Below are 26,524 nucleotides of genomic sequence, written 5' to 3' on the forward strand. Positions count from 1 at the left end.
CGGGGCGTCCGCCGTGCCCGTGAGGCATGCGCCCGGGATGCCCGCCGTGGTCGTCACGGCGGGCGATCCGGGAGCGCCCGCCGAACGTCATACCGGTGTTACTCGCGGCTAACGAGCGCGTCATCGAACCCGAGTTGGCTGTATGTACAAGCAGTCCGATAAAATCGGTCGGTCCAATTAACGTGATTTATGAGGATCGATCGCCATAAAGGCGACAGGAGGTGCGGCATGACAATGACGTCCGAGCTGCAGACCGTGCTCACCGTTCCGGCGCGTTTCCGTGGTCCCGAGGGGTCCGCGAACGGCGGCTGGATCGCGGGCACGGTCTCGGAGGCGCTGCACGGCGCCCGGCACGACTCGGCCATCGAGGTCACGCTGCACGCACCCACGCCACTGGACACCGAGCTCTCCCTGCGCCACCTCGCCAACACCGCGACCCTCACCCACGGCGACAGGCTCCTCGTCGAGGCCGTCACGGTCGCCGAGGAGTTCGACGTCCCGGACTTCGTGCCCTTCACCGAGGCCGCGCGGGCCGAGGTCGGCTTCGCCGGTCTCGTCGAGCACGCCTTCCCCGGCTGCTTCGCGTGCGGCCTGCGCGCCCCCGGCGACGGCCTGCGGATCTTCCCGGGTCCCGTGCCCGGCACCGACCTGATCGCCGCCGGCTGGCGGGTCCCGATGACCATCACCGAGGCGGACGGCACCGTCCCCCACACGGTCGTCTGGGCCGCCCTCGACTGCCCCACCGGCTGGGCGCACTTCGGACCCGGCGAATTCGCCCTGCTCGGCCGTCTGACCGTACGGATCCACCGCCGGGTCTACCCCGGAGGCATCTACTCCGTCGTGGCCCGCGCCACCGGCCGCGAGGGCCGCAAGCTCTTCGGCGAGAGCGCCGTCTACGAGGCCGACGGCACCCTGGTCGCCGCGGCCAAGGCCACCTGGATCACTCCCGCCAAGACCGGCTGACCCGGCCCCGGGCGGCGCGGGTCGGCGCCAGGGGCTCAGCGGGAGAGGTGCTTGGCGACCAGCGAGGCGCAGCGGTCGTCGAAGAGGATCGTGTAGTGGTTGCAGTCGTCGATCACCTCGTCCTCCAGCGCGGGCAGCCACCCGGTCCACGCGGCCGCCAGCTCGTCGGGCATGAAGCCGACCGGCTGGTTCAGCAGTCCGCGCGGGGCGCGCAGCAGGGACAGGGGCGAGGTGATCGCGCGCAGCGCGGCGTCGACCGTCTCGCCCTCGGTGAGCATCCACCGGCCGTCCTCGCGGACCGGTTCCCGCCGCACCCGCGAGCGCACCGTGCCCTCTGAGCCTTCTGTGCCCCCTGTGCCCTCCGGCCCCGACGCGTCGTAGCGGACGTACTCCTCCGCCTCCTCGGTCCACGCGTCGGCGAAGGCGGGGTGGGCCTTGAAGAAGTCCACGTACGCGTCGGCGTCGGGGAAGGTCTGGTCCAGCCGGGCGATGGCCGGGCCCAGCGTGGCCTCCAGCACCGCGTCGGGGTCGGTGCCGGAGGGCAGCGGTCTCGGGAGTCCGCCGTCGACCAGCACCACCCTGGCGTAGTCGTGCCCCGCGGCGGCGAGGGCCGCGACGTAGGCGCCCATCGAGTGACCGGTGAGCACGATGTCGGACTCGGCGCCCACGGACCGGGCGACGAGGTTCACGTCCTCGGCGTGCCTGGCCAGGCCGTACGGGCCCGGGAGCCCGGCACTGTGGCCGCGGCCCCGCAGGTCCATCGCGACCAGCGACCACTCGGCGGGGAGCCTGCGGGCGACGCCGGCCCAGGCCATGAGCGAGGCGGTGATGCCGTGCACCGCCACGATCACGCGGGACCCGGTGCCGAACCGGGCGACGCGCAACGCGCCGCCGGGGACCTCGACATCACTCAGGACGGGATTCATCGGTTCTCCTTGCGCGTGGAGCCTCGCCTTCGGTTCCGGCGGGGCTGATGCCAAGGTGGCGGGTACTCGCGTCCGAGGTCAATGTCTCCGCCGAACACAGGGCCGACAATACGGGCGGTGGTACGGGCTCGGCATACGGCCGGCGCACGGTCCACGTACGGGCGGCATGCGGTCCACATACGGACGGCATGGGGGCGGCATGCGGTCCACGTACGGGCGGCAGGGAGCGCGGTGATCTCGCATCTCCCTGCCGCTGTGACCGTCTCGTGCCCATGTCAACCCATAATTACGGTATGAGGATCACCGTCATCGAGCACGAGGCCGACGCGGGGCTCGGGTTCCTCGCCGGATGGCTGTCCGAGGCCGGGGCCGTCTGCGAGGTCGTCCGGCCCTACCTGGGCGAGGCGGTGCCCGAGCGGATCACCGGGGGACTGATCGTCCTTGGTGGCGAGGCGGCGGCCTGGGAGGACGAGAGGTGTCCCTGGCTGCCCGCCACCCGCGACCTGATCCGCGTCTGCGTCGAGCGGGGCGTGCCGACCCTGGGGATCTGCCTGGGGGCACAGCTCATGGCGCTCGCCTGCGGCGGTGCCGTCGGGCGCGGGGAGCACGGACTCGAGGTCGGCGTGACCGAGGTCGTCCCTCTTCCCGCGGCCGGAACGGATCGGCTGTTCGCCGGTCTCGGCCCCTCGCTCGCCGTGCAGTACCACCGCGACGCGATCACGGAGCTTCCCCCGGGCGCGGTTCCGCTCGCCACCGGCGACCCGTACCCCAACCAGGCGTACCGGCTGGGGGAGAACGCCTGGGCGGTGCAGTTCCACCCCGAGGCCACCCCGGAGATCTTCGTCGACTGGACGGCCGGATCGGCCGACACCCTGACCGGCCTGGGCCACTCGGTCGAGGAGCTGAACACGCGGGTGAAGGAGGCGAGGAACGACCTGGTCGGCGCGTGGAGACCTCTCGCCGAACGTTTCGCCGCCGTCGTCATCGCCGTCCAAACCGCGTGACTGCGCGATTACGTTCCGAATCCGCTAACGACGCCGCACAGTTTCAGGATTAACCTGTGCGGCGACGCTCCGAACGCTGGGATGCGGACCAGGGTGGGGACCCGGAAGCAGATGCACCGCCCCTCCCGGTTCGCCGGGGAAGCGAGGCCCATGCGAGTGTGGGAGCGTGCACCTTTGATCGCTCGGGGTAGGGATTGAGGAAGGGCACCCGTGCTTGTGATCGAGGACCATGGAGGGTCGGTGGAAACCGTGCCCCGGATGCAGACGACCGCCGGACGCCTGGCGAGACTCGGCTTCGCCGACGGTGCCAGGGCCGAGCGACTGCTCGACGAACTGGGACCGGAGGCCGTCGGCGACATCGACCTGCTGACCTCGCTGGTCGCCGCGGCCGATCCCGACCTGGCGCTCACCTCGCTGAACCGGCTGGCCGAACAGGATCCCAGCGTTCTTGGAGCGCTCCGGGCCGACCCCGGGATGCGCGAGCGGCTGATCGGCGTCTTCGGCGTCAGCGCCGCGCTCGGCGACCACGTCGTGAGGCACCCCGACCACTGGCGCACGCTCGGCGGGGCGTCGGCCGTGGAGCGTCCGACCGAGGATGAGCTCCGCTCCGAGCTGCTGCTCGCGGTCGGCGCCGAGCCGGACGAGCCCGAGCCGGTCGCCGTCGACGCCTCCACCGCCACCCTGTCTGCGCTGCGCGCCGCCTACCGGGGCCGCCTGCTCCATCTCGCCGCCCGCGACGTCACCGGGGTCGTCTCGCTCTCGGAGGTGACCGCCGAGCTGTCCGACCTGGCGGGGGCCGCGCTGGAGGCGGGACTCGCCGTCGCCAGGTCCGAGCACCCTGAGGCGGGGGCGGTGAGACTGGCGGTCATCGGCATGGGCAAGTGCGGGGCGCGCGAGCTCAACTACATCAGCGACGTCGACGTCATCTTCGTGGCCGAGCCGCGCGAGGGATCCGACAGCTCCCTCGACGAGCACGAGGCGATCAAACTCGCCACCCGGCTCGCCCAGGGCATGATGCGCGCCTGCTCGACCAGCACGCCGGAGGGCGCGCTGTGGGAGGTCGACGCGGCGCTGCGCCCGGAGGGCAAGGCCGGGCCGCTGGTCCGCACCCTCGCCAGCCACCTCGCCTACTACCGGCGCTGGGCGAAGACCTGGGAGTTCCAGGCGCTGCTGAAGGCGCGGCCGGTCGCGGGCGACACCGCACTCGGCGAGCAGTACGTCGCCGCGATGAACGAGATGGTCTGGCAGGCCGCCACCCGCGACAAGTTCGTCGAGGACGTCCAGGCCATGCGCCGCCGGGTGGAGGCCCACGTCCGCAGCGGCGAGGCCGACCGTCAGCTGAAGCTCGGGCCCGGTGGGTTGCGCGACATCGAGTTCGCGGTGCAGCTGCTCCAGCTCGTCCACGGCCGCCTCGACCCGCTGCTGCGCCGCAGGGCCACGCTGCCCGCGCTCGGTGCCCTCTCCCGCGGCGGCTACGTGGGCAGGGACGACGCCAAGGCTCTCGCCGAGGCGTACACCTTCCTGCGCCAGGTCGAGCACCTGATCCAGCTGCACCGGCTCCGCCGCACGCACGTGGTGCCCGAGGGCAACGCCGACCTGCGCCGCCTCGGCCGGAGCCTGGGCATGACCGCCGACCCGGTGGGGGAGTTCACCACCAGGTGGCGGCGGCACGCCATGGAGGCGAGGCGCCTGCACGAGAAGCTGTTCTACCGGCCGCTGCTGCAGGCCGTGGCCCGGCTGCCCGAGTCGGAGGACCGGCTCTCCACGGCCGCGGCCAAGGCCCGCCTCGAAGCCCTCGGCTACGCCGACCCCGGCGGGGCGCTGCGCCACATCAGCGCGCTGACCACGGGCGTCTCCCGCCGCGCCGCGATCCAGCGGACCCTGCTGCCGGTCATGCTCGGCTGGTTCGCCGACGCCCCCGACCCCGACGCCGGCCTGCTCGGCTTCCGCCAGGTCTCGGACAAGCTCGGCTCCACCCCCTGGTACCTGCGGCTGCTCCGCGACGAGACCGCCGTGGCGTCGCGCCTGGCCAAGATGCTCGGTACCAGCCGCTACGTGACGGGCCTGCTGATGAACGCCCCCGAGTCGGTCGCGATGCTCGGCTCGGACACGGAACTCGCCCCCAGACCCGTCGAGGCGGTGCTGTCCGAGGCGCGGACCGTGGTCGCCCGCCATCCGGGGGACGCCGAGGGCGCGGTGGCGGCGGTCAGGGCGCTGCGCCGCAGGGAACTGCTCCGCACGGCCGTCGCCGACCTCTCCGGGATCATCGGCATCGAGGAGGTCGGCCAGACGCTGTCCGGGCTCAACGACGTGACGATCCAGGCCGCGCTGGACGCCGCCATCGACAAGGTCGAGATGGAGCGCCGCACCCCGCTGGGCACGAGGTTCGCGGTGATCGCGATGGGTCGCCTGGGCGGGATCGAGTCCTCCTACGGCAGCGACGCCGACGTGATGTTCGTCCACTCGCCGCGCGAGGGCGTGTCCGAGCGCGAGGCCACCGAGACGGCGTTCGAGGTGGCCAACGAGCTGCGCCGCCTGCTCGCCCTGCCCGCCCCCGACCCGCCGCTGCTCATCGACCCCGGCCTGCGCCCCGAAGGCAAGGCGGGGCCGCTGGTCCGTACCCTCGCCTCCTACGCCGCCTACTACGAGCGGTGGTCGTCGCCGTGGGAGTCGCAGGCGCTGCTGCGGGCCCGCTTCTCCGCGGGGGACGCCGAACTCGGTATCGGGCTGCTGCACCTGGCCGACCCGCTGCGCTACCCGGAGGGGGGCATCTCCGACGCGGCCGTGCTGGAGATCCGCAGGCTCAAGGCGAGGATGGAGGCCGAACGCCTCCCGCGCGGCGCCGACCCCGCCCTGCACACCAAGCTCGGTCCCGGCGGGCTGTCCGACGTGGAGTGGGTGGCCCAGCTCATCCAGCTCCGCCATGCGGGACAGCGGCCGTCGCTGCGCACCACCCGCACCCTTGAGGCGCTGAGCGCGGCGGTCACGGAGGGCCTGCTGGCCGAGGCCGACGAGGCCGTGCTCGCCGAGGCATGGAGGTTCGCCTCGCGCATCCGCGACGCCATCGTCGCGGTGCGGGGACGCGCCTCCGACGCGATCCCGGTGGACGCCCGTGAGCGCACGCTCCTCGCCCGCGCGCTCGGCTACCCGCCCGACGGTACGGAGGACTTCGTGGACGACTACCGCCGCGCCACCCGCCGTGCCCGCCGGGTCGTGGAGCGCGTCTTCTACGAGGACTGATCCACCCGGTTCTCCGGGTCCTTCCGGTCCGGCTCCGGTCGGATCGGAAGGACCGGTCCCTCCGGGTGCCCTTTCCGAAGGCCGCTCTTCCCCGGTCCTCCCTGGCCTTTTCCGGAGGGCCGGTCTGTCCGGAGCTCCCGTGGGCCGGCGTGTTCGGTGCGGATCGGGGACCGGCCCGCACCGAAGGGGAGAACCGCTCGTTCGCGTGTTCCCCGATCACGAAAACCAACCTGTTTGAGTGATCGCGTTGCGCCGCCTGGGGCAGGCGTGTATCAACGGTCCGGGTGATCCATTTGATATCCGTTTACATTGATCTGGCCATCGGCCTGATCCTCGCCTTCCTGCTCCTGTCGCTCCTGGTGAGCGGGATCAACGAGGCCTTCGTTCGGCTGCTCGGGATCCGCAGCAAGTTCCTGTGGGCCTACCTCAGGGACACCCTGGACGGCTCGGAGGACGGCAGGTCGTGGATCCCGTCGAAGATCGCCGACGTCTTCGCGAAGCTGCCCTTCTCCAGGGACGATCCGCGCCCGGTGCACAGCTCCGACCCCGCGCCCTCGGTCGTCGAGCCGATGCGGGTCGACCCCGCGGCCGTCCTCGCCGCGGAGCAGGCCAGGGAGAAGGTCTCGGCGGAGATCGCCGAGGGGATCGCCCCGGGGGAGGCCACCGGGGAGGCGGGTACCGGATCCCCCGGCCCCTCCGATCCTTCTGGTTCGTCCGACTTCCCGACGGACGGGAGGCCGGAACCGCCGGTCGACATGACCGCGCGGCTGTACGAGCGGCTCCAGGAGATCGACCACCCCAAGGGCTCCCGCACCAGCATCGCCAACATCCCGCCCGCGCGGTTCTCCGGCGCGGTGATGGAACTGGTCGCCGCCGAGGAGGGGGGGATCGACGGCCTGCTCGCGAAGCTGGAGGCGATCAACAGCCCCCTCGCGGGTCACCTCAAGGGAGTCTGGGAGGGCGCGCAGCGGGATCTGCCGAGGTTCCGCAAGGGGGTCGAGGACTGGTTCAACGGGGAGATGCAGCGCCTGTCCACGCTCTACGCCCGCTACGTCAAGTGGGTGGTCTTCGCGCTGGGAGTGGTCCTGACGCTGGCGTTCAGCATGGACGCGCTGGAGTACGGCAAGACCCTGCTGCGCGACAACGCCTACCGCGCGGGGGTGAGCGCCATCGCGGGCGGCGACGACGGCTACACGGCCCTCAAGGACAAGTGCGCGGGCAGCGAGGCCGGCCTCGCCGAGCCGTACCAGTGCGTGACCGAGTCCCTCAGCTCCCCGGCGCTGGTCAAGATCTTCGACCACGCGATCGTGAGCATCACGATCCCGCCCGACGGCTCCGCCGACCCGTCCTTCAACTGGAACGGCGAAGCCTGGTGGGATCGGCTCATCACCCCCGGGCACTGGCCCGGCTACCTGCTCACCATGGTCGCGCTGCTGTTCGGCGCCTCGTTCTGGTGGGACGTCCTGCGCCGCCTCACCGGCGTACGGGGCAGTCGTTCCTAGCCTCGGTCGTGCCGCTGTCCGGCGCTAGCGGAGCTCGGCCAGCAGAAGATCGACCTGGGGGAGCGGGTCGGGTCCGAACGGGCGGACCACGACGGTGCGGGCACCCGCCTCCCACAGTGACCTGACCTGGTCGGCCGCCTCCTCGGCGGAACCCACCGCCATCACCACCTCGTCGGGGGCGACTTTCAGGAACCCGGCGGACCCCTCGGCCAGGGCGGTGACCGTCGCGGCGTCGTCGCCGATGTAGAGGTTGACGAAGACCACCATCTCGTGATCATCTTCACCGGTCAGCTTCAGGGCCTCCTCGATCTGCCGGGGGCCGACGCCCTCGGGCAGGATCGTGCCCTGCGCCACCCGTCCCGACAGCTCCAGCGAGCGGGGCCGCAGCACCCCGGCCAGCACCGGCGGCACGACGGCGGGAGGATGTACCAGACGCACCCCGTCGAGCCGCACCGCCCTGCCCTCCAGGGTGACCGTCTCACCGCGCAGCAGCCCGCGTACCGCCGTGATCGTCTCCCCGAGCAGCGCGAGCGGGGAGGGGGCGAGGGCACCCACCTGGCGCATCCAGTCCTGGACGCCGTGCCCGATGCCGGCCGCGAGCCGGCCGGGGTGCAGGCGGGCCAGGTTGCCCAGTTCCATGGCGAGCAGTGCCGGGTTGCGCAGGGGAGCGGGGGTGATCCCGATGCCCACCCGCAGGCGCTCGGTGACGGCGAGCGCGGTGGCCGCGGACGAGATCGCCCCGGTCCAGCCGAGATCCTCCACCACCCAGACGTCGTCCACCTCGGCCGCGTCCAGATGGCGGCAGAAGGGGACGAGCGACTCGGGGGGAAGGTCGCGGTCGAACATGACACCCAGACGCATGTCTCTCCTACGGTCGATGTCTTTCCGGTGTGGAAGGCCGGGGATTCCGCCGTGCGGTTTTCACGGCAGCCCCCTTGTAGGGCATTCTCCTGTTTCCACGAGACCCTGCTGTTTTCAGGGCGGCGCTGTTTTCCGGGCGGCTCGTTCTCTGGAGGGTGGCTCAGAGGGGTCCCGAGTAGCGGAAGTAGCCCGCGAGGTCGTCGAGGGCCGCGACGCGATCGACCCGAACCTCGGTCCCGGTCCTTCGCGCATTGATCATCTTGCCCTGTCCGACGTAGACGCCGACATGGTGGGTGCGGACCTTGCGCTTACCGACCTTGCCGTAGAAGACGAGGTCACCCGGCTTGGCGACGGCGGCGGGGACCCTCTTGAGCCGCTTCACGTGGTCGTCGGTGTTGCCGGGCCCCAGGACGTCGCGCCCGTAGGCGAGGTGGTAGACCCAGCGGGTGAGACCGGAGCAGTCCAGGCCGAGGGTCCGGGTGGCCGGGCAGGGCTTGATCGCCCCCGTGTAGCCCCGGCAGGTGCCGAAGGAGGGGCCCGGCTCCTCGCCGTGACCGCCGCCCCAGGAGTACGGGATCGCGCCGCCCCACCAGCCGGGTTGGTGTGATCCGGCCTCGATCGCGTACGCGATGGCGGTGATCCGGTTGAGGGCGGCCGGCAGGGTCGGTGTCGAGGCGCTCAGCAGCAGAAGCATTCCCAGCAGTGCGGCCGTCGCGGCCTGCCGCCGGTGCCCGAGAAGATCGCGAAGTCGGTGAGGGGCGCCCGCTGTCACGTCACCTCGCCTGTTTTATCCGCATAAGTCACGACCAGTCTGCCCAACAACCCGGCCTCGCGCGTCTCATGAGGGCTTCCGGAAGGCTCTTCGCCCGCTCACCTCCCCGGACGATCCGCGGACACCGATCGGGGAGCGCCCGGCACACCGCGACCCGCGTGCCGGGCACGCGGGTCGCGGTGAGGTGGGCGGCGTCGTTCGCCGCCCCGGTATCGGTCTGTGCTGGTGGACGTGGGCCGGTGTCGGTCAGTTGCCGTCCCCGTCGTTGTCGACACCGCCGTCGTCGTCCATACCGCCGTCGTCGTCCACACCGGGTCCGGTCGTGTTGACCACATCAGGGCTGTCATCCCTGTCGTTGTCACCGTCGCCCCCGCAACCGCCGACCAGGCCGACGAGCGCCGTCATCGCCGCCGCGGCGATGGCCGCCTTCCGTATGGACTGAGCAAGCATGCGCAACCTCCAGATAGTGATCACCGACCGGACTCGTTCACCGCCCGGCTCACCCCCTCTGTCCCATTTGTCGGCGATCTAACGACGGAAAGGCCCGCTTCTTGATCGTGAGGACTACAGGAGGCGCATCATGGCCGGGCTGCTGAAGCCCGCTGCGGAGGACGCGATAGGCCCAGAGGTGTCGAAGTCCGGTCCCGGAGAGGCGTCGAAGCCCGGATGCGACAGGTGACGCAACATGACGCGCCGTCCTCCAATGGCTCTGTCGCCCAGGTCCGGTGCGGGGGGGCATGCCGAAAGGCCGCCGAACGTCCCCTCGGTGGAGGGGCGGTCGGCGGCCTTTCGTGGGAGGCCCGAATGCCCTGACGGCTCAACCGGCCGGCGTTTATGCAGGTCGGAAGATCAGCGGCTCAGACGTCGTAGTAGAGCTCGAACTCGTGGGGGTGCGGGCGCAGGCGGATCGGGTCGATCTCGTTCTCGCGCTTGTAGGCGATCCAGGTCTCGATCAGGTCCGGCGTGAAGACGCCGCCCTCCAGGAGGTACTCGTGGTCGGCCTCCAGGGCCGCGAGCACGTCCGACAGGGTGCCGGGAACCTGCGGGATGTTGCGGGCCTCCTCCGGGGGAAGCTCGTAGAGGTCCTTGTCGACCGGCTCGACCGGCTCGATCTTGTTGCGGATGCCGTCGATGCCCGCCATGAGCTGGGCGGCGAAGGCGAAGTAGGGGTTGCAGGAGGGGTCGGGGACCCGGAACTCGATGCGCTTGGCCTTCGGGTTGGAGCCCGTGATCGGGATGCGGATGCACGCCGAGCGGTTGCGCTGGGAGTAGACCAGGTTGACCGGGGCCTCGTAGCCGGGCACCAGGCGGTGGTAGGAGTTGACCGTCGGGTTGGTGAACGCCAGCAGCGACGGGGCGTGCTTGAGCAGGCCGCCGATGTAGTAGCGGGCGGTGTCGGACAGGCCCGCGTAGCCGACCTCGTCGTAGAAGAGCGGCTCGCCGTCCTTCCAGAGCGACTGGTGGCAGTGCATGCCCGAGCCGTTGTCACCGAAGATCGGCTTGGGCATGAAGGTGACCGTGTGGCCGTGCTCCAGGGCCGTGCTCTTGACGATGTACTTGTACAGCATCATGGTGTCGGCGGCCTTGAGCAGCGTGTTGAAGCGGAAGTCGATCTCCGCCTGGCCGGCCGTGCCCACCTCGTGGTGCTGCATCTCGACGTCGATCCCGGCGTCGATGAGCTTGCGGACCATCTCCGAACGCAGGTCGGTGAAGTGGTCCATCGGCGGGACCGGGAAGTAGCCGCCCTTGAAGCGCGGCTTGTAACCGAGGTTGCCGCCGTCCTGGGCCTTGCCGCTGTTCCAGGCGCCCTCGATCGAGTCGATGTGGTAGTAGCTCGAGTGGGCGTTGGTCTCGAACCGGACGTCGTCGAAGATGTAGAACTCGGCCTCGGGGCCGAAGTAGATCGTGTCGGCGATGCCGGTGCCCTTGAGATACTCCTCCGCCTTGCGGGCGACGTTGCGCGGGTCGCGGCTGTAGGCCTCGCCCGTCAGCGGGTCGTGCACGAAGAAGTTGATGTTGAGCGTCTTGTGCTGCCTGAACGGGTCGAGCACGGCCGTGGACGGGTCGGGCAGCAGCAGCATGTCCGACTCGTGGATGGCCTGGAATCCGCGGATCGACGATCCGTCGAACATCAGGCCGTCGGTGAAGACGGCGGCTCCGAAGTTCTCCGAGGGGAACGTGAAGTGGTGCGTCGTCCCCGGCAGGTCGGTGAACCTGACATCAACGAACTGCACCCCTTCGTCCTTGATGAACTTCAGGACGTCGTCGGCGGAGTTGAACACGCGAACCTCCCATGGGACGGGCTAACAGGACCGAAAGTATGCCTGTGCCGTTACCGCCCCGTGTCTCGTTTGTTTCACCCGTGTTAAGCGAAAGTCGCCTCCACGCTAGTTCTCGGACCTCGCGTGGACGGGTATACGGAAGGTTTCCTTTGCCCGGTTTTGCCGGATTTTCACGTGTTCGACTTCAGAGGGCTGCACTCCTCGTTCGTCTCCTCCTCCTGTGAGTAGGCGTCCACGGCCTTCGCGCCGGCCTTCAGTGTCAGGTCGGCGGGCGAGTCCGGATAGAACGGGTGTACGAAGGTGTCGTCGACATCGCACCGCGCCGGGGCCACTCCTCCGCCGTTCCAGTCGACGATCCAGAGGCGCAGCCGATCGCCCACCCGCCACACGTCCAGTGTGCCGAGGTTGTGCGCGACGAGCCTGGTGAGGGTCTCCGGCCGGCCAGGCCGCTGGATCGCGTACACGAACAGGTAGTTGACCTTGATCCGGACGCGAACGAACCCGTCCTCCTTGAAGGTGGTGAACCGGGTTTTGCCGTTGACCTTGAAGGTCTCGCTGGCCAGTTCCGCGCTCTTCGGAGCCAGGCTGGTCACCCACCTCCGGCTCTCGTACCCCTTTTTCCCGTCAGGGCGCTTGAGTCCCTTGACGAAGGGCGCGCGCTGCTCGGGGTCCAGCAGCCGGATCAGCGCGTTCGGCCTGCCGCCCAGCAGCACCTTGCGGTCCAGGTGCGAGGCGATCAGGAGTTTTCTCGCGTGGCGAAGGGCCGTCGACACCTCTTTGCGGCTCAGCCCGCCGAGCGCCCGAGCTTTCGGCATGACCAGCCCCTTGGCGCCGTCGGCGTAATCCTGGGCGGGGGAGCCGTGGAAGGGGGAGACGTCCGCCGCTTTCGCCTGCTCAGGGCTCTGGGCCGTCGGGGCGGTGCCGAAGTCCGCGAACCCCGCGAAGACCGAGGCGCGGACGCCCTCGACGACGTCTGGCCGGTAGACGACGAACCCCCCGGCCGCCGCCACCAGGACGGCGACGGCGATCGCCGCCCTCCGCCGCCTGCGGGCCCGCCTGAGACGGGGCTGCCGCGCCCACTCCTGTTCTGCGATCTTGGTCATCCGCTTGCGTTCCCGCGCGCTGATCTGGTCCGTGAGCGTCTTGAACCGCTGGTCGATGTCGTCGTTGTCAGGCACGGGGGGCTCCGGGGGGAAATGTGCTTGTTGAGATACCGACGCATATGATCCATGGCTTTCGCCTGGTCTCGCCAGTCGTTCCGGGCGAGTACGAGGGCGGTACCCGGGGCGGATACCGTTGGGACCATGAGCAGCAAGCAGCCGCGTTGGACCCAGACCTGGCTCGGTGGCGTCCGGTCGGCCGGAGTCGATCTCGGCTACCCGGGGGAGCGGCTCGGGATGCCCGAGGAGGGCAGCGGCGCGGTGGCCGGATTCGGCCGCAGAATCGGCGCCATCATGGTCGACTGGCTGATCTGCACCTGGGCCATCACCCAGGGTCTCCTGCGGATCGACGCCGCCGCGACGCCCTGGGTGCCGGTCCTGATCCTCGCCGTCGAATACCTCCTGCTGGTGGGCACCATGGGGATGACCTTCGGGATGCGCCTGTTCGGCATCCGGGTCGCCGCGCTCGGCGGCGGCGCCCCCGGGTTCGTCTCGGTGCTCGCGCGGACCTTCCTGCTCTGCCTCGCCGTGCCCGCCCTCGTCTGGGACCGCGACCAGCGCGGCCTGCACGACCGTGCGGCGAACACCGTGGTCGTACGCCTCTGAGCCGGCCCGCGCCCGGCTTCCTTCCCCCCTTCTCCGCTCTCCCGTTCCCGGTGCTCGTTCCCGGCCCCCGGTGCGGGCCGAGACCGCCGATTCCTTTTCCGCCCGGCGGTCGTCATACCGTGGGCGCCCGCGCAGGGCGGGACGCCGTACGGGAGGTATGAGATCGTGAGCGGAGACGAGACAGGCCGGGAGCGGTCGGAGGACGCCGAGGTCCTGGCCGCGGCGCTGGCGGGTGACGAGCCGGCGTTCGGCGCGCTCGTCGAGAGGTACCGGCGTGAGTTGCGGGTGCACTGCTACCGGATGCTCGGCTCGTTCGAGGAGTCCGAGGACATGGTGCAGGAGACGTTCCTGCGTGCCTGGCGCAGGCGGGAGAGCTTTCAGGGGCGCTCGACGTTCAGGGCCTGGCTGTATCGGATCGCGACCAACGCGTGCCTGGACTTCCTCGACCGTCACCCGCGTCGCCCGCGCCCTCGCGAGGCGCCGGTGCTCGCCACTCCGGGCGTGCCGTCGCCGTCCTCGACCGAGGTCTTCTGGCTGCGTCCCTACCCGGACCGCCTCCTGGAGCCCGCCGCGCCCGCCGACGCCGAACCGGACGCCGCCGTGGTCGCCAAGGAGACGATCGAGCTGGCGTTCATGGCCGCCATCCAGCACCTGCCTCCCCGGCAGCGGGTGGTACTGATCCTGCGCGACGTGCTCGGCTGGTCGGCGCAGGAGGCCGCCGCCCTGCTGGAGGTGAGCGTCGTCTCGGTGAAGAGCACCCTGCAGCGGGCCCGGTCGACGATGCGGGAGAACATGCCCGCGCGACGGCTGGAATGGGCACCGTCGTCGGATCCGACCGGTGAGGAACGCGCGGTGCTGCAGCGCTACATCGACGCCGTCGAGCAGGCCGATCCCGCCATCCTGGCCGGGGTGCTGCGCGCGGACGCGTGGCAGTCGATGCCGCCGGCGCCGATCTGGATCCTGGGCGGACCTTCGATCGTCGACACGTGGCGCCCCGCCATGATCGGCCCCGAGGCGTGGGGGGACTGGCGGGTCCTGCCCACCCGCGCCAACCGGCAGCCCGCCGCGGCGGCGTACGTCAGGCGTCCCGGCGAGTCCGAGTACCACGGCTCGTGGCTCGGGGTCCTGCGGGTCGAGGAAGGGCTGGTCACCCAGATCACGACCTTCGGCGCCGAGATCTTCCCGGCTTTCGACCTTCCCCCGACGTTGTGATGGGCGCCGGTGAGGACCCGGCGCCCATCCCTCCCGGAGGGGCCGGGCCGGCGTTCGACGTGCGCAGGGTCGTCGTCGCGCCCGGGGACTCGCACGTCCACGACGGGGACGAGTGGCGGGGGGCGATCGTCCTGCTGGAGCGGGGGCGGATCGAACTGGTCTGCTCCGACGGTGATCGCCGGGTCTTCCTGCGCGGTGACGTGCTGTGGCTGGACGGGCTCACCGTGCGGGCCCTGCGCAACCCGGGGCGGGAGCCCGCCGTCCTGCTCGCGATCTCCCGGCGCTGATCTTCCTGCGCTGGTTCCCCTCCCGGTTTTCCGGCGCCGACCTCCCGTGGCCGGGCGGCGCCGGACCTCGGAGCGAATTTCTCCTCCCGGACCGATTCCTTTCCCGGCCTTCCGCCGTCGTACAGGTCACACACCTCATCACGAAGGGCAGGACGATGAACGATATGCAGAAGCGGGTCCAGGAAGCGGCCGACAAGCTGGTGGAGTCCGGCGCCGAGCGGGGCCTGCAGGTCGCCGCGTACCGGCACGGCGAGCCGGTGGTCGACGTCGTCGCGGGCGTCGCCGATCCGGCCACCGGGCGTCCCGTCACGCCGGACACGCCGATCTGGAGCGCCTCGACGGGCAAGGGCGTCACCTCGACGGTGGTGCACGTGCTGGTGGAACGGGGCGTCCTCGGCTACGACACGCCGATCGCCGAGCTGTGGCCGGAGTTCGGTGCCCACGGCAAGGAGCGCGCGACCGTACGGCACGCCCTCACCCACTCGACGGGCGTGCCGGGCGTACCGGTGGCCACCACGCCGGAGGACCTGTGCGACTGGGAGGGGATGTGCGCGGTGATCGCCGACGCCAAGCCCTGGTGGGAGCCGGGCACCGGCAGCGGCTACCACCCCCAGTCGTTCGGCTACATCGTCGGAGAGATCGTCCGCCGGGCCACCGGCAGGCCGATCTCCCAGGTCCTGCGGGAGGAGGTCGCCGGACCGCTGGGCGTGGCCGACGAGTTGTTCTTCGGCGTCCCCGAATCCGAGCTGGGCAGGCTCGCCCGCCTGGAGGACGCCCCGAGCGACTTCGAGATGTCCCCGGAGATGTTCGCGGACATCCCGTTCTTCAGGGTCGTGGACGGCTACACGGCGGCGCCGATGGCGGCGATGCCCGACGCCGCTTTCGGCAACCGCGCCGACGTACTGACCTCCGACATCCCGGCGGGCGGCACCATGTCCGCCCGCGCCGTGGCCCGCATGTACGCCGCCCTGCTGGGCGAGGTGGACGGCGTCAGGCTCGTCTCGCGGGAACGACTCCGCGAGATCACCGCGGTGGAGTTCAGCGGGACGGACGAGATCACCGCCTTCCCGGCCACCCGGTCACTCGGATACGCCCTCGGCGCCACCGAGCTCCTCAACGGCCCCACCCTGTTCGGCATGGCGGGAAGCGGAGGGTCGGCCGCGTACGCCGACACGGCCACCGGGATCTCGGTCGCCGTGACCAAGAACCTCGTCTCCGCCGGGGATTTCACCACCTTCGACGTCCTCGGCGGACTCGTCATGGAGCTCGGCGGCGACCGTTAGGGCGTCGCTCGGCGCGAGCGCGCCATCCCACCGGCTGTTCAGGCGGGATGGCGCGCCTGGCGTGCGCAGGTGAAGATCGCGGTGCCGGGCAGGTGGCGGCCGCGCAGCGGACTCCAGCCACCCCACTCGCGGTCGTGACCCGGCGGCCACTCGGGCTCGACCAGCCCTCGCAGCGCCAGCCCTGAGGCGGTGATGAGCCCGACCCAGTCGGCCATCGTGCGGTGGTGCTCGACGTAGGAGGGCCGCCCGTCCTCGCCGATCTCCACGTACGCGGAACGGTCGAAGTAGGAGCGGTCGGAGGTGAGCCCGGCGGGGCCGGGGTCGTCGGGGAAGGCCCAGCGGATCGGATGGCTCACCGAGAAGACCAGCAGGCCCCCGGGGCGCAGCACCCGGTGGACCTCGGCCAGCACGGCCCCGGCGTCCGCCACGAAGGGCAGCGCGCCGTACGCCGAGCAGGCCAGGTCGAACGTCCGGTCGGCGAAGGGCAGGACCTCGGCGTCCGCCTGGACCACCGGCAGCGCCGACCCGGCGTCCAGGTCGATCCGGCCGGAGTGCTGCAGTTGCCTGAAGGACAGGTCGAAGGCGGCCACCCTGGCGCCCTGCCCGGCCAGCCAGCGCCCGCACTGTCCGGCGCCGCAGCCGATCTCCAGCACGTCCTTGCCCGCGACGTCGCCCAGCAGGCGGGCGTCGGCCTCGTCCAGGCCCTCGGGGCCCCAGACGAACCCCGAGTCGCGCAGGAACTCCCCGTGCTCCGCCTGGTATTCGTCGGCGGAGGCGTCCCACCAGCCACGGTTGGCCCGGGAGGTGGCCGCGGCGTCCACCCGGTGGCGCCCCAACCCGGCGAGGCTCATCAGCGCATCTTCGGGCGGGGCATCTTCGCGCCGCGCGGCAGCGGGCCCTTGGGCATCGGCAGTGTCTGCGGGAGGGCCTTCAGCCGGTTGTTGATCTCGTACAGGGCGGGCTTCTTGAGGTTGCGGGGCAGCTTCATCAGGTGGCGCTGCAGCTTGGCGAGCGGAACCTGCCCGTCGCCGTCACCGGACTGGATGTCGTAGACCGGGACGTCCAGCGCGACCCGCTGGACGCGCTTCTTCTCGGCGACCAGCATCTTCTGCACACGGCTGCCCGGCCCCTCGGAGACCAGGATGATGCCGGGGTAGCCGACCACGCGGTGCACGATGTCCTGGTCGCGGGTGACGGCGACGGCGGGGGTGACCTCCCAGTTGCCGCGCATGCCCTGCAGGATCGCGGCGGCGGCGCCGACCTGCCCGTGCAACATGGAGTACTGGGCCCTCTGGGCGAGCTGGCCGAACACCACCAGCCCGACGGTGAGGGCCAGCATGATCCCGATGAAGAGGAGATACCAGAACCAGCCCGTGACCAGGCCGATCACCACGCACAGCGCGAGCGTGCCCAGCGCCGACGCGTAGACGATCGGCATCCCCTTGGGATTGGCCTCCTTGATGATCTTCGCGATCATGCGGAGCTGCTTGATGCGCCCCGGGCGCTCTGAGTCTTCGGGCTTCTTGGCCATGTTCTGAAGGATACAAATCCAGGGGTCAAGAAGTGAAAACGTAATCTGCCGGACGCCGACTCGTGAAACCGGAAGGACCCCGCTCGCCGACGGTTTCAAGGGGTCGTCGCGACTCCTCGGATCGAGATGTCGCGACGACCACGTGAACCCAAGGCCCGAGCGGGGTCCTTTCAGGTTTCACTGACCGGCAGAAGAGGGCTCAGACGTGCTGGCGAGCCTCGACGGCCTGCTTGTACAGGCGCCCCGCCCGGTAGGAGGAGCGGACCAGCGGCCCGGAGAGGACCCCCGCGAACCCGATCGCCTCCGCCTCCTTCTGGAGCTCCACGAACTCCTCGGGCTTCACCCAGCGCTCGACGGGGTGGTGGCGCGGGGTGGGCCGGAGGTACTGGGTCACGGTGAGCAGGTCGCACCCGGCCTCGTGCAGGTCGCGCATGGCCTGGACGATCTCCTCGCGCTCCTCGCCCATGCCGAGGATCAGGTTGGACTTGGTCACCAGGCCGGCCTGGCGGGCCTTGGTGATCACTCCCAGGGACCGGTCGTAGCGGAACGCGGGCCGGATGCGCTTGAAGATCCGCGGCACGGTCTCGATGTTGTGCGCGAACACCTCGGGCCTGGAGGAGAACACCTCCTCCAGCTGGGCCTGGTCGCCGTTGAAGTCGGGCACGAGCAGTTCGACGCCGCAGCCGGGCAGGAGGGCGTGGATCTGCCGCGCGGTCTCGGCGTACAGCCACGCGCCGCCGTCGGGCAGGTCGTCGCGGGCGACACCGGTCACGGTCGCGTAGTTGAGCCCCATCTGCCGCACCGAGTCGGCCACGCGGCGCGGTTCGTCGGTGTCGTACGCCTTGGGCTTGCCGGTATCGATCTGGCAGAAGTCACACCGCCGGGTGCACTGGTCACCGCCGATGAGGAAGGTGGCCTCGCGGTCCTCCCAGCACTCGGAGATGTTGGGACACCCGGCCTCCTGACAGACCGTGTGCAGCCCTTCGCGTTTGACCAGCTCCCGGAGCTCGGTGTGGTTCGGGCCCGTCCTGAACTTGGTCTTGATCCAGTCGGGCTTCTTCTCGATGGGGGTCTCGGCGTTGCGGACCTCAAGGCGGAGGAGTTTCCGCCCGTCGGGGGCGACGGTCATGCGAGCTCCTTCGTCGGTCGAGGGACCGAGGTGGTGCATATCGAGGTGCTGTAAATGTCGTCACGCTCGCTCACCTCACCAGCTTATGTCCCGCCGTAAGCTGCGGCGGCCCCGGGGCGCGGCGCCCGGATCAGCGCCGGAAGAGGTCTTCCTCGAAAAGCTCGAAGGCCTGCGCGCCGAGCGCCTCCGCCAGGTGCTTCTCGGCGTACGGCAGGACCTCGTCGACCACGATCCGGCGGCCGGTCTCGGCCGACAGCGAGGAGACCCCGGCGTCGCCGATGCCGCACGGGACGATCCGGTTGTACCAGCTCGGGTCGTTGGAGCAGTTGAGCGCGAACCCGTGCATCGTGACGCCGCCGGAGACCCGGATGCCGATCGCCCCGACCTTCCTGTCCGGCAGGCCGTGCGAGGGGTCGCCGGCCACCCAGACGCCACCGCGCCCCTCCACCCGGCCCGCCTGGACCCCGAAGTCGGCGCAGACGTGCACCAGGGTCTCCTCGAGGAGCCGCACGTAGGCGTTCACGTCGAGGGAGCCGCCGAGCTTGACGATCGGATAGCCGACCAGCTGGCCGGGACCGTGCCAGGTGATCCGCCCACCCCGGTCGACCTCGACGACGGGGGTGCCGTCGGAGGGCCTCTCGTGCGGCGCGGTGCGTTTGCCCGCCGTGTAGACCGGCGCGTGTTCGAGCATCAGGCAGGTGTCGGGGATCTCCTCGGCCACCCGGCGCGCGTGGATGCGCCGCTGAAGCTCCCACGCCTGCTCATAGGGGAAGTCAACGCCAAGACGGACGACTGCCAGGTCACTCACGCCTCAAGAGTAGTTGACCCGCCCGTGGTTAAGACGTGAGAAGCCGAGGCTCGATGCGGAACTCCTTGGCTCCACCCGCCCCGTCGTGCTCCACCTTGTAGGCGTAGGCGTCCGGATGGACGCTGACGGCCTGGATGAACTCGGTGCCCACGTAGTGCAGGGCGACGCCCTCGTCGGCCGCGTAGCCCTCGGGCAGTTCGCCGGAGGCCACCGCCTCGTGCAGCAGGCGCCGGCGCTGCGGCTCCGAGTTGTAGTGGACTCCGCAGGAGTAGGGCAGCATGCCCAGGCCGTCGGACCACACCCGCAGCGTCGGCCCGAAGGAGTCGGTGTTGCCGCCCACGTGCCAGCAGAGCGCCCCGGCGCTCTGGCCCGCGAGGACCACGCCCGCCCGCCAAGCCTCCTCGAAGATCTCGTCGAGGCCGTGCAGCCGCCACAGGGCCGCCAGGTTGGCCACGCTGCCGCCGCTGACATAGATGATGTCCTGGCTGAGCATCCACTCGCGCGGGTCCTCGACGTTGGGCATCGGGAACACGCTCAGGTGGCTCACCTCGGCGTCCCACGCGCCGAAGGCGCCGTACATCCGCAGCAGCCACTCCGCGTCGTCGCCGGTGGCGGTGGCGAGCAGGCCCAGGCGGGGCCGGTCCTGGCCGGTGAGGTCGAGGGCGTATCTGAGCAGCGGGCTCGCCTCCATGGTCCCCTGACGCGTGGAGAGGCGGAACGAGCCGCCTCCGATCGCGAGGATGTGCGACTGCCCGGGGCTGCCCATGTCTGTCTCCCAAGTGGTTTCATCGACCGGAACGCTGAAAACGGGGGTTTCAGATTACGGCGGCGAGTGCCTCGTCGAGACGGGTATGCCGGAACGCGTAGCCGCTCTCCAGCAGGCGCCGCGGGAGCACCCGCTGACCGGTCAGCACCCCCTCCTCGGCGAACTCCCCGATGGCCGCGCGCAGCACGAACCCCGGCACGGCGAGCGGCATCGTGGGCCGGTGCAGGGCCGCTCCGAGAGCCTTGGTGAACTCGGCGTTGGTGACCGGCTCGGGTGCCGTCACGTTCACCGGTCCCGAGATCTCCGGATTTTTCAGGATGTGTTGTACGGCGAGGACCCAGTCGTCGATGGAGATCCACGACCAGTACTGCCGCCCCGATCCCAGCGGGGCGCCCAGCCCCATCCTGAAGACGGGAAGGATCCGCGACAGCACGCCACCCCGGCCGCTCAGCACCAGGCCGGTACGGAGTCTCACCACCCGGATGCCCGCCTCCTCGGCGGGCGCGGTCTCCGCCTCCCACGGCACCACGACCTCCTGGGCGAGGAACCCCTCGCCCGCGGGCGCCGTCTCGTCCACGGCCACGTCCCCGGTGTCGCCGTAGAAGCCGATCGCCGAACCGGACAGCAGCGCCGCGGGCTTCGCCCCCAGACCGGCGAGCGCGCCCGCCAGGGTCCTGGTCCCCTCGACCCGGCTGCGGATCAGCTCGCGCTTGTGGTCCTCGCTCCAGCGCCGGTCGCCGATGCCCGCCCCCGCGAGGTGGATCACCGCCTCCGCGCCCTCCAGCGCGGCCTGGTCGACGACCCCCTTCGCGGGGTTCCAGAAGGCCTCGTCGTCGCCTTCCGGCACTCGCCTGACCAGGCGGACCACCCGGGCGCCGTCGTCCCGCAGAGCCTCGACCAGAGCCGTTCCCAGCAGCCCGGAGGACCCGGTCACGATGATCGTCATGTCGTCCAATGTAATCGACCTCCCCCAAGGGCTTCGGAAACCGGGCGCCCACCGGATGCGCGTCGCCCCGCCTCCCGGCCGGTCCGCCGACGGGGGAGAACGAGCCGGGCCGGCCCGCGAGATCGCGGACCGGCCCGGAAGGAGAGAACGGGTGACTAGCCGTGCAGGCCCAGCTGGTTCTCGAAACGGCCGTCCTCGAGACGACGCTTGATCGTCGTCAGGAAGCGGGCGGCGTCGGCGCCGTCGACCAGGCGGTGGTCGTAGCTGAGCGCCAGGTACATCATCGAGCGGACGGCGATGACCTCGCCCTCAGGGGTGTCCAGCACCACGGGACGCTTGACGACGGCACCGGTGCCCAGCATGCCGACCTGCGGCTGGTTGAGGATCGGCGTGTCGAACAGCGCGCCACGGCTGCCGGTGTTGGTCAGCGTGAACGTGCCGCCGGTGATCTCGTCCGGGCTCACCTTGTTGGTGCGGGTGCGCTCGGCGAGGTCGGCGATCTTACGGGCGAGCCCGGCGATGTTGAGGTCGCCGGCGTCCTTGATCACCGGGACGAGCAGGCCGCGCTCGGTGTCGGTCGCGAAACCGAGGTGCTCGGTGTCGAAGTACGTGACCTCGTTGGTCTCGCTGTTGATCGTGGCGTTCAGCTTGGGGTGCTGCTTGAGTGCCTCGATCGTGGCCAGGGCGAAGAACGGCGTGAAGGTGAGCTTGACGCCCTCGCGCCGCTGGAACTCGGCCTTCGCCTGCTCGCGCAGCCGCGCGATCTTCGTGACGTCGACCTCGACCACGCTGGTGAGCTGGGCCGAGACCTGCAGCGACTCGACCATGCGCTTGGCGATGGTCTGGCGGAGCCGCGACATCTTCTCGGTGCGCCCGCGCAGCGTGGTGTCCACCGCGACCGGCTCCGGCGCCTGCGGCGCGGACGGCTGGGCGGCGGCCTGCGGGGCGGCGGCCTGCGGCTGGGCCTGCTGCTGCTGGGCAGCACTGGCCCGCTCGCGCTGCTCGCGGGCCGCCTCCAGGACGTCCTGCTTGCGGATGCGCCCGCCGACACCGGTGCCGGTGAGCGAGTCGAGGTCGACGCCGTGCTCGCCGGCGAGCTTGCGCACCAGCGGGGTGACGTACGGGCTGTCGCCCGACGGCTGCGCGGCGGGCTCGGACACCGCGATCGGGGACGGAGGCGCGGCCTGGGAGGGCTGGGTGGTCTGGGGAGCCTGCTGCTGCGGAGCCTGCGCGGGGGCCGGCTGCTGTGGCGCGGGCTGCTGCTGCGGCGCGGGCTGCGGGATCGAGGAGGCCGGCTGCGTCTGCTGCTGCGGGGCGGGCTCAGGCTCGGGCTCGGGCTCGGGGGCCTTCTCCTGCGCGGGGGCCGCGCCCTCGGTGCCGTTCTCGTCGATGACGGCGAGCTCGGCGCCGACCTCGACGGTCTCGTCCTCGGCCACCACGATCTTCGTGAGGATGCCCGCGGCCGGGGACGGAATCTCGGTGTCGACCTTGTCGGTGGAGACTTCGAGGAGGGGCTCGTCGGCCTCGACGCGCTCGCCCTCCTTCTTCAGCCAGCGGGTGACGGTGCCCTCCGTGACGCTCTCACCGAGCTGGGGCATCTGTACGGACTTCGGCATAGGTTGTCTTCTCTCGCGTTCCGAGTGAGGGCTTGCGTTAGTTGTGGACGTGGAGCGGCTTGCCGGCGAGCGCCAGCATCGCCTCGCCGACGGCCTCGGACTGGGTGGGGTGCGCGTGGATGAGCTGCGCGACCTCGGAGGGCAGGGCCTCCCAGTTGTAGATCAGCTGTCCCTCGGTCACCAGCTCGCCGATGCGGCGGCCGACCATGTGCACGCCGAGCACCGGGCCGTCCTTCTCCGCGATGATCTTGACCGCGCCCTGCGTCTGCAGGATCTGGCTCTTGGGGTTGCCCGCGAGGTCGTAGGTCATCTCGACGATCTCGTGACCGCGCTCCCTGGCCTGGGCGGAGGTGATGCCCACCGAGGCGACCTCGGGGTCGGAGTAGGTGATCCGGGGAACGCCGTCGTAGTCGATCGGCACGGGGTTCAGACCGGCGATGTGCTCGGCCACCAGGATGCCCTCGGCGAAGCCCGCGTGCGCGAGCTGAAGGGTCGGGATGAGGTCGCCGACCGCGTACACGCCCGGCACGCTGGTCTGGCAGAACTCGTTCACCGTGACGGTGCCGCGCTCGATCGCGATGCCCGCCTCCTCGAAGCCCATGCCCGCGGAGACCGCGCCGCGGCCGACCGCGACCAGCAGCAGCTCCGCGTCGAGGGTCTTGCCGTTGGCCAGGCTGACGACCACGCCGGTGTCGGTGGTCTTGACGCCCTCGAAGAAGACGCCCAGCTCCTGCTTGATGCCGCGGCGGCGGAAGGAGCGCTCCAGCAGCTTGGAGCTGGACTCCTCCTCCAGGGGCAGCAGGTGCGGCAGTCCCTCGACGATCGTCACCTCGGCGCCGAAGGAGCGCCAGACGCTGGCGAACTCCACGCCGATGACGCCGCCGCCCAGGACGACCACCGAGGTGGGCACCCGGTCGAGCCTGAGCGCGTGCTCGCTGGTGATGATCCGCTCGCCGTCGATCTCCAGGCCCGGCAGGGACCTGGGCGCGGAGCCGGTCGCCAGCACGATGTTGTGGCCCTCGTAGACCTCGGAGCCCACCGCGACCCGGTTCGGGCCCGCGAGACGGCCCTCACCTTCGATGATCGTGATGCCCTTGCTCTTGAGAAGGCCCTGCACGCCCTTCCAGGCGCGCGTGACGATCTTGTCCTTGAACGCGTGGACCGCGGGCACGTCGATGCCCTCGAATCGGGCCTTGACGCCGTAGGTCGCGCTTTCGCGAGTCTCGTCGGCGACCTCCGCGGAGTGCAGAAGCGCCTTGGTGGGAATGCACCCGCGATGCAGGCACGTACCGCCGATCTTGTCCTTCTCGATCAGCGCGACCGTCTTGCCCAGCTCGGCGGCCCGCAGAGCGCAGGCATACCCGCCGCTACCGCCACCTAGGACGACGATGTCGTAGGGGCCGCTGCCATCAGCCACAGGAAAGCTCCTTGTCGGATCGTAATACCGTCTTCACGGTCGCACCCCTCGTCGTGCCCTGGGTGGCCGCGTGGATCCTCGATCGCATCCACGCCGCCACCGGACCCGGCTCGGCGCCGCGCCGGTGCCCGCCCTCGGCCTGACCCCGGCAACCGCATCTTTTCATTTGTCCAGAGTTGCTTGTGACCCCGCTCGCGCGGAGTCGACGGTCAGCGCGAAGGCTCGCCCGCGTAACGCTCGGCCAGGCCGACGAGGGTCCGGGTGATCGCCCCGGTGCCGCCCTTCGGCGTGTAGCCGTGGGCCTCGCCCTTGTTGAAGGAAGGGCCGGCCATGTCGATATGTGCCCAACGGACCCCGTCGGGCACGAATTCCCGCAGGAAGACGGCGGCCGTCAGCATCCCGCCGAAACGCTCGGGGTGCAGGTTGGCGATGTCGGCGACCGGGGAGTCGAGGCCCTTGCGCAGCTCCTCGGGCAGGGGCATGGGCCACACGGCCTCGCCCTGTTCGCCGGCCGTCGCGACGATCTCCGCGCGCAGGTCGTCGTCGTTGCCCATCACGCCCGCCGTCCGCCAGCCCAGCGCGACGATCTGCGCGCCGGTGAGCGTGGCGACGTCGACGATCACATCGGGGTCGTCCTGCCCGGCGCGGGCGATGCCGTCGATGAGGACCAGACGGCCCTCGGCGTCGGTGTCGAGCACCTCGACGGTCTTGCCCGCGAAGCTGGTGAACACGTCGGAGGGGCGCTGCGCGGTGCCGCTCGGCATGTTCTCCGCCAGGCAGAGGTAGCCGACCGCGTTCACCTTCAGGCCCAGCCTCGCGATCGCGAGGAGGGCGCCGAGGACCGCGCCCGCGCCGCTCATGTCCGACTTCATCCAGTCCATCGAGGCCGTCGGCTTGAGCGACAGGCCACCCGAGTCGAAGGTGATGCCCTTGCCGACGTACGCGAGCTTCTTGCCGGCCTCGGGGTGGCTGTAGGAGAGGCGGACCAGCCGGGGAGGGTTGGCCGATCCCTGGCCGACGGCGACGATGCCGCCGTAACCGCCCTCCTTGAGCGCTTTTTCGTCCAGGACCTCCACCGACAGGCCGGCCTCGGAGCCCACCCGCTCGGCGATCTCGGCGAAGCGGGCCGGCCACAGGCCCGACGGCGGGGTGTTGACCAGGTCGCGGACGAGGGAGACCGACTCGGCCAGGGTGCCGGCGCGCTCGATCGCGGCCTGGGCCCCCTCGGCGTCGGTCAGCACGGCCAGCTCCGACACCGGGGAGACCTGCTCGGCGGTGGTGCGGTACTTGGTGAAGGAGTAGGCGCCGAGAAGCCCGCCCAGGGCGACGGCGCCGGCGTGCTCGGCGCTCGCGGCGGGCAGGGCGAGCGCCACCCGGCCGGTGCCGGCCAGGGCGCGGACCGCGGTGCCCGCCGCGCGGCGCAGGACCTCGGCGTCGTAGCCCACACCGTTGTCGGGGGCCTCGCCCAGGCCGACGACGACCAGCAGGGGCGCGGTCAGCGCGCCGAAGGTGGGGATCTTGGAGATCTCGCCGGGCTTACCCTTGGCCCCCACGCTCTCCAGCGTGGCGGCGAGTCTGCCACCGAGCGCCTGGTCGAGGCCCTCGGCCCCGGGAGCGGGAAGCAGGCCGTCAGGTCCGGTGTGGACGCCGACGACCAAGGCGTCGGTGTCGAACGAGACACCGTTGTCAGTTGGGGTAAGCCGCACAGTGGTCACGTATGCCGATGCTAGTCGGGCTGGGGCGGTACGCATAAACGAGGGTTCATCCTACGAATCACGTTCCTCGATGGTGCTATTCGGGGTGGCACCATCGGATGTGTTGGTGCTAATGTCGCTAGCATCATGTTGCTCACCTTGGATCTGAACGATCCCCGGCCCCTGCACGAGCAGGTCGCCGAGGCGATCAGGCGTGCCGTCGCCGAGGGGTCGTACGCCCCGGGAGACCGGCTCCCGCCGGCTCGCGACCTGGCCGCCGCGCTGGGTATCAACGCCAACACGGTGCTGCGCGCCCTGAGGGACCTGCGCGACGAGGGAGTGCTGGAGTTCCGCCGGGGCCGCGGCGTGACCGTGCTCAGCCGACCGAATCCGCGCAGCGTCATCGAGGAGAAGCTGCGCTCCCTGCTCGACGAGGCCGTCCAGTACGGCTACCGCCACGACGACGTCATCGAGCTCATCAGGGAACTGTCATGACCGGGCCGGGTGCCCGGTCCTTAG

Annotated in this window: 25 protein-coding genes; 10 read left to right on the plus strand and 15 right to left on the minus strand. The window is 70.8% G+C overall.

Annotated features, from left to right (window positions below; all coding sequences use genetic code 11):
- Window positions 1–228 precede the first annotated feature (228 nt).
- Window positions 229–963, plus strand: coding sequence for a PaaI family thioesterase (locus ABT352_RS25440; RefSeq protein ID WP_350947425.1), 735 nt, complete (start codon window positions 229–231; stop codon window positions 961–963).
- A 35-nt stretch (window positions 964–998) separates the two neighbouring features.
- Here ABT352_RS25440 and ABT352_RS25445 read toward each other — a convergent pair whose 3' ends face one another.
- Window positions 999–1,889: an alpha/beta hydrolase gene (locus ABT352_RS25445; protein WP_350947426.1), complete on the minus strand. Its 891-nt coding sequence runs from the start codon at window positions 1,887–1,889 to the stop codon at window positions 999–1,001.
- A 293-nt stretch (window positions 1,890–2,182) separates the two neighbouring features.
- Between ABT352_RS25445 and ABT352_RS25450 the strand changes: the two genes are divergently transcribed.
- The 3 genes from ABT352_RS25450 (at window position 2,183) to ABT352_RS25460 (ending at window position 7,635) form a co-directional block, all read left to right on the plus strand.
- Entirely contained in the window at window positions 2,183–2,893 is a 711-nt protein-coding gene (locus ABT352_RS25450; protein WP_350947427.1) for a type 1 glutamine amidotransferase, read from the plus strand.
- A 258-nt stretch (window positions 2,894–3,151) separates the two neighbouring features.
- The gene (locus ABT352_RS25455; RefSeq protein WP_350947505.1) at window positions 3,152–6,133 is read left to right on the plus strand and encodes a bifunctional [glutamine synthetase] adenylyltransferase/[glutamine synthetase]-adenylyl-L-tyrosine phosphorylase; all 2,982 of its coding nucleotides are present in this window, start codon (window positions 3,152–3,154) and stop codon (window positions 6,131–6,133) included.
- Window positions 6,134–6,417: 284 nt separating this feature from the next.
- Window positions 6,418–7,635 carry a hypothetical protein gene (locus ABT352_RS25460; RefSeq protein WP_350947428.1) on the plus strand — a complete coding sequence of 406 codons (1,218 nt, stop codon included), beginning with the start codon at window positions 6,418–6,420 and terminating at the stop codon, window positions 7,633–7,635.
- Between the two features lie 24 nt (window positions 7,636–7,659).
- Here the strand turns inward: ABT352_RS25460 and ABT352_RS25465 are convergent, their stop codons facing one another.
- The 5 genes from ABT352_RS25465 to ABT352_RS25485 all read right to left on the minus strand — a co-directional run bounded on the left by ABT352_RS25465 (window position 7,660) and on the right by ABT352_RS25485 (window position 12,728).
- Window positions 7,660–8,496, minus strand: a complete 837-nt coding sequence (locus ABT352_RS25465) for an LLM class flavin-dependent oxidoreductase (RefSeq protein ID WP_350947429.1) — start codon at window positions 8,494–8,496, stop codon at window positions 7,660–7,662.
- A gap of 160 nt (window positions 8,497–8,656) precedes the next feature.
- Window positions 8,657–9,268: a C40 family peptidase gene (locus ABT352_RS25470; protein ID WP_350947430.1), complete on the minus strand. Its 612-nt coding sequence runs from the start codon at window positions 9,266–9,268 to the stop codon at window positions 8,657–8,659.
- Window positions 9,269–9,514: 246 nt separating this feature from the next.
- On the minus strand, window positions 9,515–9,718 hold the full coding sequence (locus ABT352_RS25475; protein WP_350947431.1) for a hypothetical protein: 204 nt from the start codon (window positions 9,716–9,718) through the stop codon (window positions 9,515–9,517).
- Window positions 9,719–10,125: 407 nt separating this feature from the next.
- Complete coding sequence (gene glnA / locus ABT352_RS25480; RefSeq protein ID WP_350947432.1) at window positions 10,126–11,550, minus strand: type I glutamate--ammonia ligase; 1,425 nt, start codon at window positions 11,548–11,550, stop codon at window positions 10,126–10,128.
- Window positions 11,551–11,720: 170 nt separating this feature from the next.
- Window positions 11,721–12,728, minus strand: a complete 1,008-nt coding sequence (locus ABT352_RS25485) for a hypothetical protein (protein WP_350947433.1) — start codon at window positions 12,726–12,728, stop codon at window positions 11,721–11,723.
- A gap of 126 nt (window positions 12,729–12,854) precedes the next feature.
- Here ABT352_RS25485 and ABT352_RS25490 point away from each other — a divergent pair, with 126 nt between their 5' ends.
- The 4 genes from ABT352_RS25490 (at window position 12,855) to ABT352_RS25505 (ending at window position 16,098) form a co-directional block, all read left to right on the plus strand.
- Window positions 12,855–13,316, plus strand: coding sequence for an RDD family protein (locus ABT352_RS25490; protein ID WP_350947434.1), 462 nt, complete (start codon window positions 12,855–12,857; stop codon window positions 13,314–13,316).
- 165 nt (window positions 13,317–13,481) lie between these two features.
- The gene (locus ABT352_RS25495) at window positions 13,482–14,528 is read left to right on the plus strand and encodes an RNA polymerase subunit sigma-70 (protein WP_350947435.1); all 1,047 of its coding nucleotides are present in this window, start codon (window positions 13,482–13,484) and stop codon (window positions 14,526–14,528) included.
- Window positions 14,528–14,815: a cupin domain-containing protein gene (locus ABT352_RS25500; protein ID WP_350947436.1), complete on the plus strand. Its 288-nt coding sequence runs from the start codon at window positions 14,528–14,530 to the stop codon at window positions 14,813–14,815. The genes ABT352_RS25495 and ABT352_RS25500 overlap by 1 nt, the downstream gene beginning before the upstream one ends.
- 155 nt (window positions 14,816–14,970) lie before the next feature.
- Window positions 14,971–16,098 (plus strand): serine hydrolase domain-containing protein, encoded by a 1,128-nt coding sequence (locus tag ABT352_RS25505; protein WP_350947437.1) that lies wholly within the window; start codon window positions 14,971–14,973, stop codon window positions 16,096–16,098.
- 38 nt (window positions 16,099–16,136) lie between these two features.
- Here ABT352_RS25505 and ABT352_RS25510 read toward each other — a convergent pair whose 3' ends face one another.
- The 8 genes from ABT352_RS25510 to lpdA all read right to left on the minus strand — a co-directional run bounded on the left by ABT352_RS25510 (window position 16,137) and on the right by lpdA (window position 24,311).
- Entirely contained in the window at window positions 16,137–16,949 is an 813-nt protein-coding gene (locus tag ABT352_RS25510; protein ID WP_350947438.1) for a class I SAM-dependent methyltransferase, read from the minus strand.
- Window positions 16,949–17,629 (minus strand): DUF4191 domain-containing protein, encoded by a 681-nt coding sequence (locus ABT352_RS25515; RefSeq protein ID WP_350947439.1) that lies wholly within the window; start codon window positions 17,627–17,629, stop codon window positions 16,949–16,951. The genes ABT352_RS25510 and ABT352_RS25515 overlap by 1 nt, the downstream gene beginning before the upstream one ends.
- Window positions 17,630–17,828: 199 nt before the next feature.
- Window positions 17,829–18,758, minus strand: coding sequence for a lipoyl synthase (gene lipA, locus ABT352_RS25520; RefSeq protein WP_350947440.1), 930 nt, complete (start codon window positions 18,756–18,758; stop codon window positions 17,829–17,831).
- Between the two features lie 130 nt (window positions 18,759–18,888).
- On the minus strand, window positions 18,889–19,566 hold the full coding sequence (gene lipB, locus ABT352_RS25525) for a lipoyl(octanoyl) transferase LipB (RefSeq protein WP_350947441.1): 678 nt from the start codon (window positions 19,564–19,566) through the stop codon (window positions 18,889–18,891).
- A 28-nt stretch (window positions 19,567–19,594) separates the two neighbouring features.
- On the minus strand, window positions 19,595–20,332 hold the full coding sequence (locus ABT352_RS25530; RefSeq protein WP_350947442.1) for a Type 1 glutamine amidotransferase-like domain-containing protein: 738 nt from the start codon (window positions 20,330–20,332) through the stop codon (window positions 19,595–19,597).
- Between the two features lie 49 nt (window positions 20,333–20,381).
- Complete coding sequence (locus ABT352_RS25535) at window positions 20,382–21,278, minus strand: TIGR01777 family oxidoreductase (RefSeq protein ID WP_350947443.1); 897 nt, start codon at window positions 21,276–21,278, stop codon at window positions 20,382–20,384.
- A gap of 155 nt (window positions 21,279–21,433) precedes the next feature.
- The gene (sucB, locus tag ABT352_RS25540) at window positions 21,434–22,894 is read right to left on the minus strand and encodes a 2-oxoglutarate dehydrogenase, E2 component, dihydrolipoamide succinyltransferase (RefSeq protein WP_350947444.1); all 1,461 of its coding nucleotides are present in this window, start codon (window positions 22,892–22,894) and stop codon (window positions 21,434–21,436) included.
- A gap of 37 nt (window positions 22,895–22,931) precedes the next feature.
- Window positions 22,932–24,311 (minus strand): dihydrolipoyl dehydrogenase, encoded by a 1,380-nt coding sequence (lpdA, locus tag ABT352_RS25545; protein ID WP_350947445.1) that lies wholly within the window; start codon window positions 24,309–24,311, stop codon window positions 22,932–22,934.
- An 11-nt stretch (window positions 24,312–24,322) separates the two neighbouring features.
- On the opposite strand from lpdA, the gene ABT352_RS25550 reads away from it, so the two are divergent.
- Entirely contained in the window at window positions 24,323–24,454 is a 132-nt protein-coding gene (locus ABT352_RS25550; RefSeq protein ID WP_350947446.1) for a hypothetical protein, read from the plus strand.
- Between the two features lie 66 nt (window positions 24,455–24,520).
- Here the strand turns inward: ABT352_RS25550 and ABT352_RS25555 are convergent, their stop codons facing one another.
- Window positions 24,521–26,062, minus strand: coding sequence for a leucyl aminopeptidase (locus ABT352_RS25555; RefSeq protein WP_350947447.1), 1,542 nt, complete (start codon window positions 26,060–26,062; stop codon window positions 24,521–24,523).
- A 90-nt stretch (window positions 26,063–26,152) separates the two neighbouring features.
- Here ABT352_RS25555 and ABT352_RS25560 point away from each other — a divergent pair, with 90 nt between their 5' ends.
- Entirely contained in the window at window positions 26,153–26,500 is a 348-nt protein-coding gene (locus ABT352_RS25560) for a GntR family transcriptional regulator (RefSeq protein ID WP_350947448.1), read from the plus strand.
- Window positions 26,501–26,524 lie beyond the last annotated feature (24 nt).

This window comes from Streptosporangium sp. NPDC000563, assembly GCF_040299985.1.
Classification (GTDB): domain Bacteria; phylum Actinomycetota; class Actinomycetes; order Streptosporangiales; family Streptosporangiaceae; genus Streptosporangium.